The organism is Phenylobacterium sp. (assembly GCF_035944335.1).
GTDB lineage: Bacteria > Pseudomonadota > Alphaproteobacteria > Caulobacterales > Caulobacteraceae > Phenylobacterium.
The window spans coordinates 1-15,446 of sequence record NZ_DASZBG010000063.1 but is presented as its reverse complement, the minus strand read 5'-3'; the positions used below and the strand labels follow the sequence as shown (position 1 = coordinate 15,446).

The following is a 15,446-nucleotide window of genomic DNA, read 5'->3' as shown; positions in this document are numbered from 1 at the left end:
CTACCGGCGCGTCGCCAGCGCCGAGGCCGGCGCCAGCTGGAAGCCCCGCTCGTTCAGGTTGGCGGCCCAGCGCGCCACCTTGTCGAGGGTCACCGGATAGGCGAAGCCCGCGCCCAGCGCCTGGCCGCGCTGCAGGGCGCCGGACTCCAGGGCGAGCAGCTGCTGGTCGATGGCGGCCTGTGACAGCTGGTCGTCGATCACCCGCTCGGCCGAGGCGCGCGGCAGGCCGCCGCCGCTGAGCCGGGCGCCCGATCCGTCGTCGATGAAGCCCAGGCCGCGCCCGGCGGCGGCGCTGGCGAAGGCCTGGTAGGCGGCGGGCGCGTTCAGGAAGCGCGAGCCGAGATAGTTGGTCAGGCCGTAGTAGCCGGTGGCCCGCGACATCACCCATTCCAGCTTCTTGACGATCTCCGGCGGCGAGCCGTCGGCCATCAGGGTGTAGGGCCCCGGATCGTTGTCCGGATAGTCCAGCGGCTCCATGGGCGTTTCCAGCAGCACCTCGTGGCCGTGGGCGCGGGCCTCGTCGATCCAGCCCTGCAGGCCCTCCGCGTAGGGGGCGAACGACAGGGTGATCTCCGGCGGCAGGTTCTCGATGGCGGCGCGGGTGGCCCGGGCGTTCAGGCCGAGGCCGCCGATGATCAGGGCGATGCGCGGGCGGCTGTTGGCCACGAACGGGCGCTTGTAGCCGTCGAAGGGCGTGCGCCCGTCCGCCGAGATGATCGGCAGCGGCCCGCCCGGCCCCGGCGCATAGAGCCCGGCCAGCGGGGCGGTCGGCAGGGCCCCGGCGGCGGGTTTCGTCTGGGCGCCGGAATTCCAGGTGACGCCGGCCAGCGGGGCCAGCGGCCGGTCCGACAGCCGCACGATGTCTTCGGTGATGGCCAGCGCGCCGGTGGCCGGCGCCAGGGCTTCGCGCCAGCCGACGGGGGCGTGGCGCAGGGCGTCGGCCAGAGCGATCCGGGCCCGCGGCGGTCCGGCGGTCATGGGCCCCACCAGGGTGACCAGGGCGGCGAGCGCGCCGGCGAACAGCAGGCCCGCGGCGCCGACGCCCACGAAGCGGTGGCCGACGACCGCCCGCAGGCCGCCGATCCCGAACCGGGGCGCGGACAACCGGGGAAGCGCAATCATCGCCAAGCCTGGGGACTCCTTCTCCCGGAGCCTGCCGCAACATGGTTAACGGCGTCTCAATCCCCCGCCCCCGGGCGCTGGAACGTCGCGCCCGGACGGGTTAGTGGAGGGCCATGACGACCAAGACCTATGAGACCCGTCACGGGCCGATGCTGGCCTTCACCGGCGACCAGTACATGACGCCGACGCTCGAGCAGCGCGGGGAGTATTCGCCCGAGGAATGGGCGATCCTCGACCAGCTGACCCAGCCCGGCATGACGGTGGTGGAGATCGGCGCGAACATCGGGGTCCACACCATACCGCTGGCCCGCAAGTGCGCGCCGGGGCTGCTCTACGCCTTCGAGCCGCAGCACCGGGTGTTCCAGGTGCTCTGCGCCAACCTCGCCCTGAACGGCATCGGCAATGTGCTGGCCTATCCCGAGGCCTGCGGCGAGGCGGAGGGCGAGGCGGTCGTCCCGCCGCTCGACTACGACGCGGTGGTGAACTTCGGCGGCGTCTCCCTGCAGCCGGCGGAGGCCCAGGGGACGATCGGCGGGACCAAGGTTCGGGTGGTGGCCCTCGACAGCCTCAAACTGCCCGCCTGCGGCCTGCTGAAGATCGACGTGGAGGGCTTCGAGCCCATGGTGCTGCGCGGCGCGCGGGAGACCATCGCCCGCTGTCGTCCGATCATCTACACCGAGAACGACCGGCCGCAGAACCAGGGCGAGGTGATCGGGCTGCTGACCGAGATGGGCTACACCCTCTACTGGCACACCCCGCGGCTCGCCGATCCCGAGGTGTTCGGCCGCTCCATCGTCTCGATCAACATGTTCTGCGCGCCCACCGAGCGGGGCTTCACCATCCAGGGCGCCGAGCCCCTCGATCCGACCAACTGGCGCTCGCCCCTGGACCGTCCGCCACCGGCGTCATGAAAAAAGGGGCGGCCCTCAGGACCGCCCCCTTCAGATCCGAATTCGCGCGCCGTGGCCTATTTGGCGATCGGCGGCTTCACCTCGGCGATGCGCGCCTTGGTGTTGATGATCTCGGCCAGCTTGGCCGTCGGCTTCGGCAGCTTCGGCGTCGCGGCGACGGAGCCGTAGTGCAGCACGTCCTCGGCGCGGGCCAGCTGGAAGTCCTTCTTGGCGTCGAAGGTCTCGGGCGGCGCCTCGGCCGGCTCGTGGGCCGCGACGCGCACCTTGCCCTCCTGCGAATTCAGGGCGTTCTTGAACGAGGCCTCCGAAAACTGGAAGGCGCGGTTGGCGATCGACTGGGCCTCGTCGCGGGTGGCGGCGACCTCCAGGTCCGGCGTGATGCCGGTCTTCTGGATCGAGCGGCCGGACGGGGTGTAGTAGCGCGCCGTGGTCAGCTTCAGGGCGCCGTCCATGCCGCCGCGCAGCGGGATCACGGTCTGCACCGAGCCCTTGCCGAAGCTGGTCAGGCCGACGATCTGGGCGCGCTTGCGGTCCTGCAGGGCGCCGGCGACGATCTCGGCGGCCGAGGCCGTGCCACTGTCGATCAGCACCGTCATCGGCATGCCGTTGGTGATGTCGCCCGGTCGGGCGTTGTAGCGCTCGACGTCGCGCGGATCGCGGCCGCGCTGGGAGACGATCTCGCCGCCTTCCAGGAACAGGTCGGAGATGCCGACCGCCTGATCCAGCAGGCCGCCCGGGTTGCGGCGCAGGTCGAGGATCAGGCCCTTCATGTTGGGGTTCTTGGCCTTCAGCTGGGCGAAGGCGGCCTGCGCCTCGTCGGTGGTCTTTTCGCCGAAGGAATTGATCCGCAGGACGCCGTACTCGCCGTCCATCTTGGCGCTGGCGGTCTTGGTCTTGATGATCTCACGGGTGACGTGGACGTCGAAGGGATCGGTCTTCTCCCGGGCGATGGTCAGGGTGACCATCTCGCCGGGCTTGCCGCGCATCTGCTTGACCGCGTCATTGACCGACAGGCCGAGCACGCTCTCGTTGTTCACCGCGGTGATGTAGTCGCCCGGCTTCACCCCGGCCTTGGCCGCGGGGCTGTCGTCCATGGGCGTGATCACCTTGACGACGCCGTCCTCGCTGGTGACCTCCAGCCCCAGGCCGCCGTATTCGCCGCGGGTCTGGTCGCGCATCTCCTGGAAGTCTTCAGGATTGAGGTAGCCCGAGTGGGGATCGAGCGAGGTCAGCATGCCGTCGATGGCCGACTGGATGAGCTTGGTGTCGTCCACCTCGGTCACGTACTGGTGCTCGACCGTGTCGAGCACGTCGCCGAACAGGCCCAGCATCCGGTAGGTCTTGGCGCGCGGCTCGGCCGAGGCGAGCGCGTGGCTCGACACATAGGCCATGGACCCTGCGCCGAGCACGAAGGCCGAAACGCCGATCAGGAGATACTTCTTCATGGCCTGTCGCAGGCTCCCTTCGCGACGTCTCCGCCGCATCTGATACGAGCCCCCGCGAGACACATCCTTGGCGCCTCAGCCCGCATTCGTCTTCAGCCACCGCGCCGGATCGACGGGGGAGCCCTGGTTCCGGACCTCTAGATAGAGTTCCGAAGTCGATTGTCGACTATCCGGCATCCAACCGACAGCCTGACCCGCCGCGACGGATTGTCCGACCGAGACGGACGAACGATCCAGACCCGCCAACACCAGATGGTATCCGCCGCTCAGTCTTAAGATCAAGATGACGCCCCATCCCTTCACCGGACCGACGTATTGCACAAGGCCTGAGCCGGGGCTGGCCACTTTTGCGGCTTTCGGGGCCGCGAGCGTCACCCCATTCGAGCGGCCGCCGCTCGGCAGCGGGTCGCCGAAACGGTGGACCACCTCGCCAGGCGTCGGCCGGAACAGCATATCCGGCGCGCGGGCCGGGAACGGCTGCTCCGGCTCGGCCGCGCCGCGCAGCGGCAGTTCCGCGGGTTTCGGCGAGGGCGCGGCCTCGGCGGTCTGGCTGTCGCGGGTGAACAGCGCCTCGCTTTCCACCGCGGCCAGCCGGCGCTGCCGGGCCATCTCGCCGGCGCTCCTGGCATAGCCGCGGGCGCGGGCCTCCAACTCCGGCGCCATGGCCCTGACCAGGATGGCGGCGCGCACCGCGTCCTTGGCGTCCTTGGGCGAGACCAGCAGGGCCGGCGGGGGGTCGCGCTTCAGTTCCTCCAGCACCGACAGCAGACGCGCCAGCTGGCTCATGTTGCGCGCCTGCTCGGCCGAGAGCTGCGTCTCCTCGACATTCAGCCGCGCCAGCCGCTCGCCCGTCTCGGCGATCGCTGCGCCGCCCAGGACGAGGGCGGTCAGGCTGAGCGGAACGAGGAGGCGGCGCTGAAGCATCAGTCCCGATGATAGGGCGATCCGGCCAGGATGGAGACCGCGCGATAGACCTGCTCGGCCAGCATGGCGCGGACCAGGGCGTGGGGCCAGGTCTGCGGGCCGAAGGCGAGCGCCGACTTCGCCTGCGCCAGCAAGGCGGCATCAAGGCCGTCGGCCCCGCCGATCACGAAGACCAGACGGCGGACGCCGTCGTCGCGCAGCTTGCCGATCTCCTGGGCGAAGGCGCGCGAGGCCAGCTGGCGGCCATGTTCGTCGCAGGCGATCAGATGCGCCTCGGCGAGATGGGGCCCTAGCGCCTGCGCCTCGGCCGCCTTGCCGGTCTTCTTCGTCTCGACCTCGATCACCTCGACGGGGCCCAGCCCCAGCGCGCGCCCGGCCGCGGTCGCCCGCTCCACATAGAGCTTCACCAGCTCGGTTTCCGGCGAGCGCGCCAGCCGCCCGACCGCGACGATGGCGATCTTCATTTGCCTCCCCCGCGCAGCGGGGGAGGGGGACCACCCGCCGAAGAGCGCGTGGTGGAAGGGGCGGGATTTGGCTCCAACTGCCTCATCCTGGCGCCGGCTTCATTCGAGACCGCGCAACAGTCCTGACGCCGTCGGCGGCCGTATCGAGGTCTGCAAACACGGAGGAAGCCGGGATGCGAAAGACCTCGATGCCCTGAGCTCGCAACCAAGCGTCGCGCCGCTGGTCGTGCGCGAGTTGCGCCTCGTCACCATGGGTCGCGCCGTCGATTTCGACCGCCAGGCGCGCCGCCGGACAAAAGAAGTCGAGAATGTAAGGGCCTAGCGGGTGCTGGTTCCGGACCTTCGGCTGATCCGGGCCCCGACCCTTCAGCCGCGACCAGAGCATGATCTCCGGTTCGGTCAGCTTTCTGCGGAGCGCCTTCGCCCGCTTCGACGTGAGGATCGAGAATCGCATTCCGTGCGGCTTTCGCCCCTTCCACCATCCGCTCTTCGGGCGATGGTCCCCCTCCCCCGTGAACGGGGGAGGCAAGATAGATTACAGCGCAGGGGGCGCGTGGAAGCCGCCGAACTCGCGCTCCAGGAGCCCCGCGAAGCCGATGGTGGTGCGGTCCTCCAGGTAGGGCCCGACGGCCTGCAGGCCGATCGGCAGGCCCGCCTTGGTGAAGCCGGAGGGGAACGCGGTGGCGGGCAGATTGGCCACCAGGGCGAGCGCCGGCCAGGCGAGCTGGTCGAAATAGCGCGTCGGCTCGCCGTCGACCATGAGCACCCGCTTGGCGGGATCGGTCTCCTCGACGTGCGGATAGGCGACGACCCCGAAGGTGGGGGCCAGCACCACGTCGAACGCCTCGAACAGGCTCGCCCACTGACGTTGCAACAGCAGCTGGGCGTCCAGCAGGCCCATCCACTCGTGGGCGTTGATCGGCGTCGCGCCGGGCCGCCCGCGGCTCAGCGCCGTGTCCAGGATGGCCATGTAGGTCTGGTGCGCCTGGGCCAGGTCGGGCAGCCGGTCGCTGCCGCGGGCCACGGTGGCGCCGCGGGCTTCCAGCCGTGTCGCGAGGTCGCCCAGGGCCGCGCGAATCTCGCTGTCGGTGGCCACGTGCGGGAGCGTGTCGAGGATCAGGACGCGGTAGTCGGCAAGCTTGGCGTGGCGCGGGGCCGGCAGGTCGAGCCGATAGCCCGTCGCCTCCAGCTCGTCGGGGCCGGCCAGCACGTCGAGGGCAAGCTGCAGGTCGCCCGCGGTGCGGGCCAGCGGCCCGACCACGGCCAGCGGCACGCCGACGCCGGTCATGCCCATCGGCGCATGGCCGCGGACGGGGACCAGGCCGTAGCTCGGCTTGTGGCCATAGACGCCGCAGAAGGCCGCCGGCACGCGGATCGAGCCGCCGATATCGGAGCCGAATTCCAGCGGGATCATGCCGGCGGCGAGCGCCGCGGCCGCGCCGCCGGAGGAGCCGCCGGGCGAGCGGGTCGGGTCCCACGGGTTCACCGTGCGGCCGTAGATCGGGTTCGCGGACTGCCAGTCCGACAGCATGGGGGGCACATTGGTCTTGCCGAGGATCACCGCGCCCGCCGCCTTCAGCCGCGCCGCGCCGACGCCATCGGTCGGGGCCACATAGTCCTTGAACATCTCGAAGCCCCAGGTGGAGGGCAGGCCCGCCACGTCCTGGGATTCCTTGACCGTCATGGGCACGCCCATCAGCGGGCGGCGCTCGCCCTTGGCCACCGCGGCGTCGACGCTCTTTGCCGCCTCACGGGCGCGATCGAAGTCGCGCACCACCACGGCGTTGATCGCCGTGTCGCGGGTCTCGATGCGGGCGATGGCCTGATCGGTGAGCTCCAGCGCGCTCACCTTGCGCGCGGCCACGGCGGCCGCCAGCTCGCCGGCGCTCAGGTCCAGCAGGTCTCTCGAAAGCGTTTCGGACATGGCTCATCCTCCCGGCGCCTATCGTGCTGGCGCAGAGAACCAGAGTCCATGCTGGCAATACGGTCCCTGGTCCACCCGCTCATCCCGGCGAAGGCCGGGACCCAGATGGAATGTCTGGGATGTGGGCCCTGGGACCGCTGAGTTCGTCCACTCAGACGCTGGCGCCTTGCGATCTGGATCCCGGCATTCGCCGGGACGAGCGGGATCGGATCGGGCTCAGCTCACCGCGCGGTGCGCGGAGTCGACCGACCAGATCTTCTCGATGTTGTAGAAGGTGCGGACCTCGGGCCGGAACAGGTGGATGATCACGTCGCCGGTGTCGATCAGCACCCAGTCGCAGTGCGGCAGGCCTTCGATCCGCACCTTGCCGTAGCCCTCGTCCTTGAGGGCGCGCAGCAGGTGGTCGGCCATGGCGCCGACATGGCGGTGCGAGCGGCCGGAGGCCACGATCAGGGCGTCGGCGACGGGGCTCTTGCCTTTGAGGTCGATGAAAACGACGTCCTGGGCCTTGTCGTCGTCCAGTCGGGCCAGGATCATGTCCTCCAGAGCGTGGCTGCGGCTCTGGTCTTCGGAGGGCTCGGCCACCACCGCGGGGGGCGGGGCGGAGGCCTCTTGCGCGCGGGGCGCGGTCTTACGGTCCAGCGGGGTTGCTCCTTTGATATCCTCGCTACCCACGACCCTAGCACGGAAAAGCCGCCCCGGGTCTCACGAACTCTTCAAGACGTGGTTCGGCGCTGGCGCTCCCGCAAGGCGGTCGAGGACTGGTAGTTGAAGGGCCCGCGCAGGAAGACCCAGGCCGGCGGCTTCATGCCGGGCAGGAGCGCCGCTCGCGAGGAGGGGATGCGATAGCGGGCAAACCGCTTGGCGGCCGGCGAGAAGCGGGCCTTCAGCGCGATCCACGGCCGGGAAACCACCGCCACCGGCGTCTCGCGCATGATCTGGGTCCAGCCCCGCCAGCGGTGGAAGCTGGCCAGGCTGTCGGCGCCCATGATCCAGACGAAATGCACCCGCGGGTAGCGGGCCTTCAGCGCGCGGACGGTGTCGATGGTGTAGCGCGCCCCGATGCGCGTCTCGGCGTCGGAGACGATCATGCCGCGCTCGTTGGCCAGCCCCCGGGCGCCGGCGAGGCGCTGGGCCAGGTCGGCGGTCTCGTGGGTCGGCTTCAACGGGTTCTGCGGCGAGACCAGCCAGATCACCTTGTCGAGCTTCAGCCGGCGCTTTGCGGTCTCGGCCACATGGGCGTGGCCCTCGTGCGCGGGGTTGAACGAGCCGCCGAACAGCCCCACCCGCATCCCGGGCTCGAGATGCAGGCCAAGCCGCAGCGCCCCGGGCCGCCCGGCCTCAGGGACGCGTCTGGCCGGTCCCGCGAACCACATATTTGTATGTCGTCAGTTGCTCCGCGCCGACCGGGCCCCGGGCGTGCAGCCGGTCCGTGGCGATGCCGATCTCCGCGCCGAATCCGAACTCCCCGCCGTCGGCGAACTGGGTCGAGGCGTTGACCAGCACGATGGCCGAATCCACCAGGTCGACGAAGGTCTCGGCCGCGCCGGCGTCCTCGGCGACGATGGCGTCGGTGTGGGCCGAGCCGTAGGCGGCGATGTGGTCGGCCGCGCCCTGCACGCCGTCCACGACGGCGATGCTGATCACCGGCGCCAGATATTCGGTCGTCCAGTCATCCTCTGTGGCTTCGGCCATAGGAACGATGGCGCGGGCGGCGGCGTCGCCGCGCAGCTCGCAGCCGGCCGCGATCAGCGCCCGCGCCACCGGCGGCAGCAGGGCCTGCGCCGCCGCGCGGTCGACCAGCAGGGTCTCGGCCGCCCCGCAGACCGAGACGCGGCGCATCTTGGCGTTGACCGCGATGTCGATGGCCTTCGCGAGGTCGGCGCTCTCGTGCAGGAAGACGTGGTTCAGCCCTTCCAGGTGGCCGAGCACCGGCGCCCGGGCCTCGGCCCGGACGCGGGCCACCAGGCTCTTGCCGCCGCGCGGGATGATCAGGTCGACGGCGCCCTCGAGGCCGGCGAGGATCGCGCCCACGGCCGCGCGGTCGGCGGTGCGGACGATCTGCACTGCGGCCTGCGGCAGGCCGGCGTCGGCCAGGCCCTTGGCCAGCGCCGCATGGATCGCCAGGTTGCTGGCCAGGCACTCCGACCCGCCGCGCAGGATCACCGCATTGCCGGCGCGCACGCACAGCGCCGCGGCGTCGGCGGTCACATTGGGCCGGCTCTCGTAGATGATGCCGATCACCCCGATGGGGGTGCGGACGCGGGCGATGTCGAGGCCGTTGGGGCGCGACCAGCGGGCGATCTCGGCGCCCACCGGATCGGGGATCTCGGCCACGGTCTCCAGGGCGCGCGCAACGCCCTCCAGACGCTCGGCGTCCAGCAGCAGGCGGTCGACCAGGGCCGGGGCGAGGCCGGCGGCCCGGGCGGCGGCCACATCGCGGGCGTTGGCGGCGAGGATGCCCGGGGCCGCGGCGCGCACCGCACGCGCCATGGCGGCGATCGCCCGGGTGCGGGTGGCGGCGTCGGCGAGGCGCAGGGCAAGGGCGGCGGCCTTGGCGGCCCGGCCCATGGCGCTCATCTCTGCCTGCAAGCTCGCGCCCGCGTCGTCCATCCGGAGGGTTCCGATATGCTCTCTGAGCCTTACCTAGGCGTTCTTCGACGCCCCGGCAAACAAACCTGGCTCGTCATCCTCCGGTCGTCCGCCAGGACGATCCGGGGGACCCAAGCGGCCTTCCGGGCCTCGAGCTCGGCTTGGGTCACCCGGATCAGCCTTTCGGCTGACCGTGTGATGACGGTTGAACGGCCAGGTCGTCGGCGTGCACCATGGGCCCCGCCGTGTAGCCCAGCTCCGGCTCGATGGCGTCGGACTTCAGCCCGCAGATGCGCGCCGCGTCGGCGGCGTCGTAGCGCACCAGGCCGCGGGCGATCTCGGCGCCGGCGTCGTCGCGGATCACCACGGCGTCGCCCTTGCCGAAGCGGCCGTCGACGCCGCGCACCCCGGCCGCCAGCAGGGACTTGCCCTTGCGCACCGCCGCCGCGGCGCCGGCGTCGACCACCAGCGAGCCGGCCGGCGCCAGGCTGCCGGCGATCCAGGCCTTGTAGGCGGCGGCAGGCGTGGTGGAGGGCTCGATGATCGTCGCCCGCTGGTCGCCCGCCTCCAGCGCCGCCAACGGCGAGGGGCGGTGGCCGATGGTGATGACGGTCGCGCAGCCGGCGGCGCTGGCGATCCTGGCGGCGGCGAGCTTGGTCGCCATGCCGCCGGTCCCGACATCGGCCGTGGCGTTGGCCCCGCCGGCCATGGCCTCGATCTCCGGCGTCAGCCGGGTGACGCGGGCGATGTGGGCGGCGGCTGGATCGCGCCGGGGATCGGCGGTGTAGAGCCCGTCCACGTCGGAGAGCAGCACCAGCACGTCGGCCCCGATCATCTGGGCGACGCGGGCGGCCAGCCGGTCGTTGTCGCCGTAGCGGATCTCCTCGGTGACCACCGTGTCGTTCTCGTTGATCACCGGGATGACGCCCAGGCCCAGCAGGGTGTCGACGGTCGCCCGCGCGTTCAGCCAGCGCCGGCGCACCTCGGTGTCGTCGCGGGTCAGCAGCACCTGGGCGCAGGCCAGGCCGTGCGGTTCGAAGGCCTCCTCCCAGGCGCGCATCAGGGCCGACTGGCCGGCGGCGGCGGCCGCCTGTTTCTCCGGCATGGTCAGCGCCCGCTTGGCCAGCGCCAGCCGGCGGCGGCCCAGCGCCACCGCGCCGGAGGACACCACCAGCACCTGCTGGCCCCGCGCGCGCAGGCGGGCGATGTCGGCGACGAAGGCGTGCAGCCAGTGGGCGTCGGCGGTCCCCTCGGCGCCGACCAGCAGGGCCGAGCCGACCTTGACGACGATCCGCTTGGCGGCCGCCAGCTCGCTCATGGCGCCCAGCCGCCGGAGCCTGGGTCGGCGGCCTCTTGGTCCTCGTCGTCGTCGACGATCTCGCCGCGGTTCAGGCGGACCTGGCGCCAGGCGGCGCGGAGCAGTTCGCGCACGCCCTCGCCGGAGACGCCGGAAACCATCCGCGGCCTGATGCCGGCGGCGGCTTCCAGCTCAGCCAGCTTGGCGGCGCGCGTCGCCTCGTCGATGGCGTCGATCTTGTTGAGCGCCAGGATCTCGGCCTTGTCGGCCAGGCCCTCGCCATAGGCTTCCAGTTCCTGGCGCACCGTTCGCCAGGCCCCAACGATGTCGTCCTGGGTCGCGTCCACCAGGTGGATCAGGGTGGCGGAGCGCTCCACATGGCCCAGGAACCGCGTGCCGAGCCCCGCGCCTTCGCTGGCGCCCTCGATCAGGCCGGGGATGTCGGCCAGGACGAAGCGCTCGCCCACCGACAGGTCCACCACGCCGAGGTTCGGCTGCAGGGTGGTGAAGGGATAGTCGGCGATCTTCGGCTTGGCGGCGCTGGCCGCGGCCAGGAAGGTCGACTTGCCGGCGTTGGGCAGGCCCACGAGGCCGACGTCGGCGATCAGCTTCAGGCGCAGCCAGATGACGGCGTCCTGGGCTTCCTGGCCCGGGTTGGCGAACTTCGGCGCCTGGTTGACCGGCCCCTTGAAGTGGGTGTTGCCGAAGCCGCCGTTGCCGCCCTTCAGCAGCCGCAGCCGCTTGCCGGCCACGTCCAGGTCGGCGATCAGCTCTTCCTTGTCCTCGGCCAGCACCTGGGTGCCGACCGGCACGCGCAGCACCACGTCCTCGCCGTCCGCCCCGTGGCGGTTGCGGCCCATGCCGTGGCCGCCGGTGCCGGCCTTGAAGTGCTGCTGGTAGCGGTAGTCGATGAGGGTGTTCAGACCCTCCACGGCCTCGACCCACACGTCGCCGCCCCGGCCGCCGTCGCCGCCGTCGGGGCCGCCGTACTCGATGTACTTCTCGCGGCGGAACGAGACGGCGCCGCCGCCGCCCGCGCCGGAGCGGATGTAGATCTTGGCCTGGTCGAGGAATTTCATTTCAAACCGCCGATACCATGAACGCGCGCCGCCCCCCACTCGTCATCCCCCGGTCGGCCGCAGGTCGATCCGGGGGACCCAAGCTGAATTGGCCGGGGCCGCTTGGGTCCCCCGGACCCCGCAGCGCGGGGCCGGAGGATGACGATCTGGGCTAGGCCAGCCAGACCATCATGCGGGTCGGGACCTCGCGGCCCCGCGCGCGCGACGGCTTCAGCGCGACCTCCCCGGTGTAGAGGAAGCCCGCCTTGCACAGCACCTGGCCCGAAGCCGGGTTGTCGGCGAAGTGGCCGGCGACCACCAGCCGCTTGCGCCAGTCGCGCTTGACCCACGTCAGGGCGCCGCGCACCGCCTCGGTGGCATAGCCGCGGTTCCAGTAGGGCCGGCCGATCCAGTAGCCCAGATCGGGCCGCCCATCTTCGGTCCTGAAGCCCAGCATGCCGACCACGCCGAAGGTGCGGTGCTCGATGGCGAAGGCGGCCTCCCGGCCCCAGTCGAGCCGCATGACGCGGTCCACATAGGCCTGGGCGTCGGCGTCCGAATAGGGGTGCGGAATGGCCACGGTCTGGCCGGCCACGTTGATGTCGGCCGCCAGGCCGGCGATGGCGTCCTGGTCGGACGGCGTCGGGCCGCGCAGCACCAGCCGCTCCGTCGCGATGACGGGGCTGACCTCGATGGGGCTCACTTCAATGGCGCACATCTCGTCTACCTCCCGGGCCTCGTCGAGGAGGCCCAAAACAAAAGCGGGGAGCCCGGCTGACCGGACTCCCCGCTTGAGTCTTTGCCCGGTCCGCCTCGATTTGGGGGCGGAACCGGTATGGAGGCTCCGCTTAGCTGGCGTTGGCGTCCATGGCCGGGACCACCGTCACGTAGGTTCGGTCGTCGCGCTTGGTCACGAACTTCACCGCGCCGGTCACCAGCGCGAAGAGGGTGTGGTCCTTGCCCACGCCGACATTGTCGCCGGCGCGCCACTTGGTGCCGCGCTGCCGCACGATGATGTTGCCGGCGAGCACAGCCTCGCCGCCGAACTTCTTCACGCCCAGTCGCTGGCCGGCCGAGTCGCGCCCGTTGCGCGAGGAGCCGCCGGATTTCTTGTGAGCCATGGTGCTCTCCTAAATCTCTGAAACGTCGCCCTTACTCAGGCGGCGCCTCAGTCCTTCTTCTTCGCAGCCGGAGCCTTCTTGGCCGCAGGCGTCTTGGATTCGGTCTTGGCCGCGGCCTTGGGGGCCGCCGCCTTCTTCGCCGCGGGCTTCGCAGCTTCGGTCTTTTTGGCGGGCGCCGCCGTCTTCGCGGGCTTGGCCTTGGCCTTGGCCGGCGTCGCAGCCTTGGGGGCAGCCTTTGGGGCCGCCGCCGCCTTCGGCTTGGCCGGAGCTTCCGCCACCGGGGCGTTGGTCTCGGCTGCCGCCATGGCGGTCTTCACCTCGGCGGAGGCCACGACCTCGTCGGCCGTCTTGGCCGTCTTCGGCGCGGCCGTCTTCGGAGCCTTGGCGGTCTTCGGAGCCTTGGCCGCCTTCGGAGCCTTGGCCGCCTTCGGAGCCTTGGCGGCCGCCGCGGCTTCCAGCTGGGCGGCCGGGGAGACGAAGGTCAGGCCACGGGCGCGGGCGTCGAGCTCGGCCTTGGTGACCAGCTTCACTTCGCCGTCCCACTTGGCTTCCTGGCCGGCGCCGGCGATCGAGGTCACGCGCAGCACGCTCTGCAGCTGGCGGTGGCCGCGGGTCCTGCGGTAGCCCTGGCGACGGATCTTCTTGAAGATCTTCACCTTCTCGCCCTTGCGGGTTTCGATCAGGGTCGCGGAGACCTGGGCGCCTTCCACCAGCGGCGCGCCGACCGTGACGGTCTCGCCTTCGCCCAGCATGAGCACGTCGGCGAACGCGATCTTCGCGCCCGGCTCGCCGTCCAGCTTTTCGACCACCAGCAGGTCGCCGGGCTGAACCCGGTACTGTTTCCCGCCGGTCTTGATCACCGCGTACATCTTCGCGCGCCTTCGAAACTAGAGCTTTGGTGCAAAACGGAATGCGCCCGCAGGAGGCCCCGCGGGCGAGAGGGGCGGACTTATACGGAAAGGTCCGGCGAAGTCAACGAAGCGCGAGGCGTTTTCGCACGTCGCGCGCCCGCGGGCCATATCGGTCGGAACCCTCGGCGTGCTGGAGCTTTGATGAGCCGAACGCGACGAGGAGAGGTCCACCCGTGAGCCACGACGATCGCTTCATGCCCGCCCTGACCTTTTTCGGATCGATGGCCCTGGTCAGCTTCGCCGCCGGCTGGTTCAGCCAGGCCCTGCTGGGCGCCTTCTAGGCTCCGCCGCGGATTGAATTCCGCGCCCGCTGGCGCGAAGGTCCCGGCCCTCTTGTCGGAGTTCCACCTTGCGCCGCGCCGCCGTCCTCATCGCCGTCAGCCTGTTCATCGCCGCGCCCGCCGCCGCCCAGCCCCGGCAGCTCGATCATCCCCTGCTCCGTCGCCTGGCGGCCGAGGTCTCCGCCGAGCGCGAGCACGCCACCATCGCCCGCCTGGTGGGCTTCGGCACCCGCCACACACTTTCCGATACGGCGTCGTCCACCCGCGGCATCGGCGCGGCGCGGCGCTGGGTGGCCGCCGAGTTCGCCGCCATGTCCAGGGACTGCGGCGGCTGCCTGACGATCGAGACGCCCTCCGAGCGGTTCACCGGCAAGCGGGCGCCCGATGGGGTCGAGGTGATGGACGTGCTCGCCATCCAGCGCGGGACCACCGATCCGGACCGGGTGATCGTCATCTCCGGCCACCTGGATTCCCGCGTCACCGACATCATGAACGTAAATGCCGAGGAGCCGGGCGCCAACGACGACGGCTCGGGCACGGCCGCGGTGATCGAGGCGGCCCGCGTGCTGTCGAAGCACAGATTCCCCGCCACCCTGGTGTTCGCCGTGCTGTCGGGCGAGGAGCAGGGGCTCTATGGCGGCCATGTGCTCGCCGACTATGCCGTGGCCCGAAGTTGGCGCGTCGAAGGCGACCTCAACAACGACATCGTCGGCAACACCCACGGCGTCTCCGGCGTCCACGACGACAGGCGCGTGCGGGTCTTCTCCGAGGGTACGCGGACAACCGAGACGGCTGAGGAAGCCGACAAGCGGCGCTACAACGGCGGCGAGGTGGACAGCCCCTCGCGCAACCTCGGCCGGTTCATGGACCGCCTCGCCGTCCGCTATGTGAAGGGCCTCGACGTGGTGATGGTCTATCGCACCGACCGCTATGGCCGCGGCGGCGACCAGGTGGAGATGCTGAAGGCGGGCTACCCCGCCGTACGCGTCACCGAAGCCACCGAGAACTACAACCGCCAGCACCAGGACCTCAGGACCGAGAACGCGATCCGCTACGGCGACGTGATCGAGGGCGTCGACTTTCCCTACCTGGCCAAGGTCACGCGGCTGAACGTGGTGACCATGGCCGCCCTCGCCATGGCCCCGGCGCCCCCGGCCGGGGTGGAGATCAAGGGCGCGGTGACGCCCAATACGACCCTGAGCTGGAAGCCCTCGCCGGGCGCGCGGGCCTACCGCGTCGTGTGGCGCGCCACGACCGAACCGCGATGGACCCACAGCGCCTCTGTCCCAGGCGGGACGACGACCACCCTCAGGAACGTCAACATCGACGACTTCTTCTTCGGCGTTACGGCCATTTCCCCTGACGCCTACGAGAGCCCGGCCGTCTTCCCCGGCGC

15 protein-coding genes and 1 pseudogene are annotated in these 15,446 nt (G+C 71.1%); 2 read left to right on the top strand and 14 right to left on the bottom strand.

The window, feature by feature from the left end; translation table 11 throughout:
• Window positions 1–1,122, bottom strand: a complete 1,122-nt coding sequence (locus VGT80_RS11150) for a divergent polysaccharide deacetylase family protein (RefSeq protein WP_327455810.1) — start codon at window positions 1,120–1,122, stop codon at window positions 1–3.
• 113 nt (window positions 1,123–1,235) lie between these two features.
• Here VGT80_RS11150 and VGT80_RS11145 point away from each other — a divergent pair, with 113 nt between their 5' ends.
• Window positions 1,236–2,033 carry an FkbM family methyltransferase gene (locus tag VGT80_RS11145; protein WP_327455770.1) on the top strand — a complete coding sequence of 266 codons (798 nt, stop codon included), beginning with the start codon at window positions 1,236–1,238 and terminating at the stop codon, window positions 2,031–2,033.
• Between the two features lie 56 nt (window positions 2,034–2,089).
• Here VGT80_RS11145 and VGT80_RS11140 read toward each other — a convergent pair whose 3' ends face one another.
• The 13 genes and pseudogenes from VGT80_RS11140 to rplU form a co-directional block, all read right to left on the bottom strand.
• Window positions 2,090–3,478 (bottom strand): S41 family peptidase, encoded by a 1,389-nt coding sequence (locus tag VGT80_RS11140; protein ID WP_327455768.1) that lies wholly within the window; start codon window positions 3,476–3,478, stop codon window positions 2,090–2,092.
• Window positions 3,479–3,553: 75 nt separating this feature from the next.
• Window positions 3,554–4,402: a murein hydrolase activator EnvC family protein gene (locus VGT80_RS11135; RefSeq protein ID WP_327455766.1), complete on the bottom strand. Its 849-nt coding sequence runs from the start codon at window positions 4,400–4,402 to the stop codon at window positions 3,554–3,556.
• Window positions 4,402–4,866: a 23S rRNA (pseudouridine(1915)-N(3))-methyltransferase RlmH gene (rlmH, locus tag VGT80_RS11130; RefSeq protein ID WP_327455764.1), complete on the bottom strand. Its 465-nt coding sequence runs from the start codon at window positions 4,864–4,866 to the stop codon at window positions 4,402–4,404. Before rlmH ends, VGT80_RS11135 begins: the two co-directional genes overlap by 1 nt.
• Window positions 4,867–4,948: 82 nt before the next feature.
• Complete coding sequence (locus tag VGT80_RS11125) at window positions 4,949–5,320, bottom strand: endonuclease domain-containing protein (protein ID WP_327455762.1); 372 nt, start codon at window positions 5,318–5,320, stop codon at window positions 4,949–4,951.
• Window positions 5,321–5,401: 81 nt separating this feature from the next.
• The gene (locus VGT80_RS11120) at window positions 5,402–6,790 is read right to left on the bottom strand and encodes an amidase family protein (RefSeq protein WP_327455760.1); all 1,389 of its coding nucleotides are present in this window, start codon (window positions 6,788–6,790) and stop codon (window positions 5,402–5,404) included.
• A gap of 216 nt (window positions 6,791–7,006) precedes the next feature.
• Window positions 7,007–7,378, bottom strand: coding sequence for a ribosome silencing factor (rsfS, locus tag VGT80_RS11115; RefSeq protein ID WP_327455808.1), 372 nt, complete (start codon window positions 7,376–7,378; stop codon window positions 7,007–7,009).
• Between the two features lie 128 nt (window positions 7,379–7,506).
• Entirely contained in the window at window positions 7,507–8,166 is a 660-nt protein-coding gene (locus VGT80_RS11110; RefSeq protein ID WP_327455758.1) for a nicotinate-nucleotide adenylyltransferase, read from the bottom strand.
• Window positions 8,132–9,403 (bottom strand): glutamate-5-semialdehyde dehydrogenase, encoded by a 1,272-nt coding sequence (locus VGT80_RS11105; RefSeq protein WP_327455757.1) that lies wholly within the window; start codon window positions 9,401–9,403, stop codon window positions 8,132–8,134. The genes VGT80_RS11110 and VGT80_RS11105 overlap by 35 nt, the downstream gene beginning before the upstream one ends.
• Before the next feature lie 154 nt (window positions 9,404–9,557).
• On the bottom strand, window positions 9,558–10,700 hold the full coding sequence (gene proB, locus VGT80_RS11100; RefSeq protein ID WP_327455755.1) for a glutamate 5-kinase: 1,143 nt from the start codon (window positions 10,698–10,700) through the stop codon (window positions 9,558–9,560).
• On the bottom strand, window positions 10,697–11,758 hold the full coding sequence (gene obgE, locus VGT80_RS11095) for a GTPase ObgE (RefSeq protein ID WP_327455753.1): 1,062 nt from the start codon (window positions 11,756–11,758) through the stop codon (window positions 10,697–10,699). Before obgE ends, proB begins: the two co-directional genes overlap by 4 nt.
• A 151-nt stretch (window positions 11,759–11,909) precedes the next feature.
• The gene (locus tag VGT80_RS11090; protein WP_327455751.1) at window positions 11,910–12,455 is read right to left on the bottom strand and encodes a GNAT family N-acetyltransferase; all 546 of its coding nucleotides are present in this window, start codon (window positions 12,453–12,455) and stop codon (window positions 11,910–11,912) included.
• Window positions 12,456–12,585: 130 nt separating this feature from the next.
• Window positions 12,586–12,858, bottom strand: a complete 273-nt coding sequence (rpmA, locus tag VGT80_RS11085) for a 50S ribosomal protein L27 (protein ID WP_327455749.1) — start codon at window positions 12,856–12,858, stop codon at window positions 12,586–12,588.
• 377 nt (window positions 12,859–13,235) lie between these two features.
• Window positions 13,236–13,727 (bottom strand): annotated as a pseudogene (gene rplU, locus VGT80_RS11080) (50S ribosomal protein L21); the annotation flags it as partial.
• Window positions 13,728–14,118: 391 nt separating this feature from the next.
• Here rplU and VGT80_RS11075 point away from each other — a divergent pair.
• A partial coding sequence (locus VGT80_RS11075) for a M28 family peptidase (protein ID WP_327455747.1) occupies window positions 14,119–15,446 on the top strand: 1,328 nt, incomplete at its 3' end.

What these genes read in the sequence shown, in the direction of transcription:
- VGT80_RS11120 (WP_327455760.1), bottom strand. Translation starts at nt 6,790, where the DNA reads ATGTCCGAAACGCTTTCGAGAGACCTGCTGGACCTGAGCGCCGGCGAG.
- VGT80_RS11140 (WP_327455768.1), bottom strand. Translation starts at nt 3,478, where the DNA reads ATGAAGAAGTATCTCCTGATCGGCGTTTCGGCCTTCGTGCTCGGCGCA.
- VGT80_RS11150 (WP_327455810.1), bottom strand. Translation starts at nt 1,122, where the DNA reads ATGATTGCGCTTCCCCGGTTGTCCGCGCCCCGGTTCGGGATCGGCGGC.
- rpmA (WP_327455749.1), bottom strand. Translation starts at nt 12,858, where the DNA reads ATGGCTCACAAGAAATCCGGCGGCTCCTCGCGCAACGGGCGCGACTCG.
- VGT80_RS11125 (WP_327455762.1), bottom strand. Translation starts at nt 5,320, where the DNA reads ATGCGATTCTCGATCCTCACGTCGAAGCGGGCGAAGGCGCTCCGCAGA.
- VGT80_RS11090 (WP_327455751.1), bottom strand. Translation starts at nt 12,455, where the DNA reads ATGTGCGCCATTGAAGTGAGCCCCATCGAGGTCAGCCCCGTCATCGCG.
- rlmH (WP_327455764.1), bottom strand. Translation starts at nt 4,866, where the DNA reads ATGAAGATCGCCATCGTCGCGGTCGGGCGGCTGGCGCGCTCGCCGGAA.
- proB (WP_327455755.1), bottom strand. Translation starts at nt 10,700, where the DNA reads ATGAGCGAGCTGGCGGCCGCCAAGCGGATCGTCGTCAAGGTCGGCTCG.
- obgE (WP_327455753.1), bottom strand. Translation starts at nt 11,758, where the DNA reads ATGAAATTCCTCGACCAGGCCAAGATCTACATCCGCTCCGGCGCGGGC.
- VGT80_RS11145 (WP_327455770.1), top strand. Translation starts at nt 1,236, where the DNA reads ATGACGACCAAGACCTATGAGACCCGTCACGGGCCGATGCTGGCCTTC.
- VGT80_RS11105 (WP_327455757.1), bottom strand. Translation starts at nt 9,403, where the DNA reads ATGGACGACGCGGGCGCGAGCTTGCAGGCAGAGATGAGCGCCATGGGC.
- VGT80_RS11110 (WP_327455758.1), bottom strand. Translation starts at nt 8,166, where the DNA reads ATGTGGTTCGCGGGACCGGCCAGACGCGTCCCTGAGGCCGGGCGGCCC.
- VGT80_RS11135 (WP_327455766.1), bottom strand. Translation starts at nt 4,402, where the DNA reads ATGCTTCAGCGCCGCCTCCTCGTTCCGCTCAGCCTGACCGCCCTCGTC.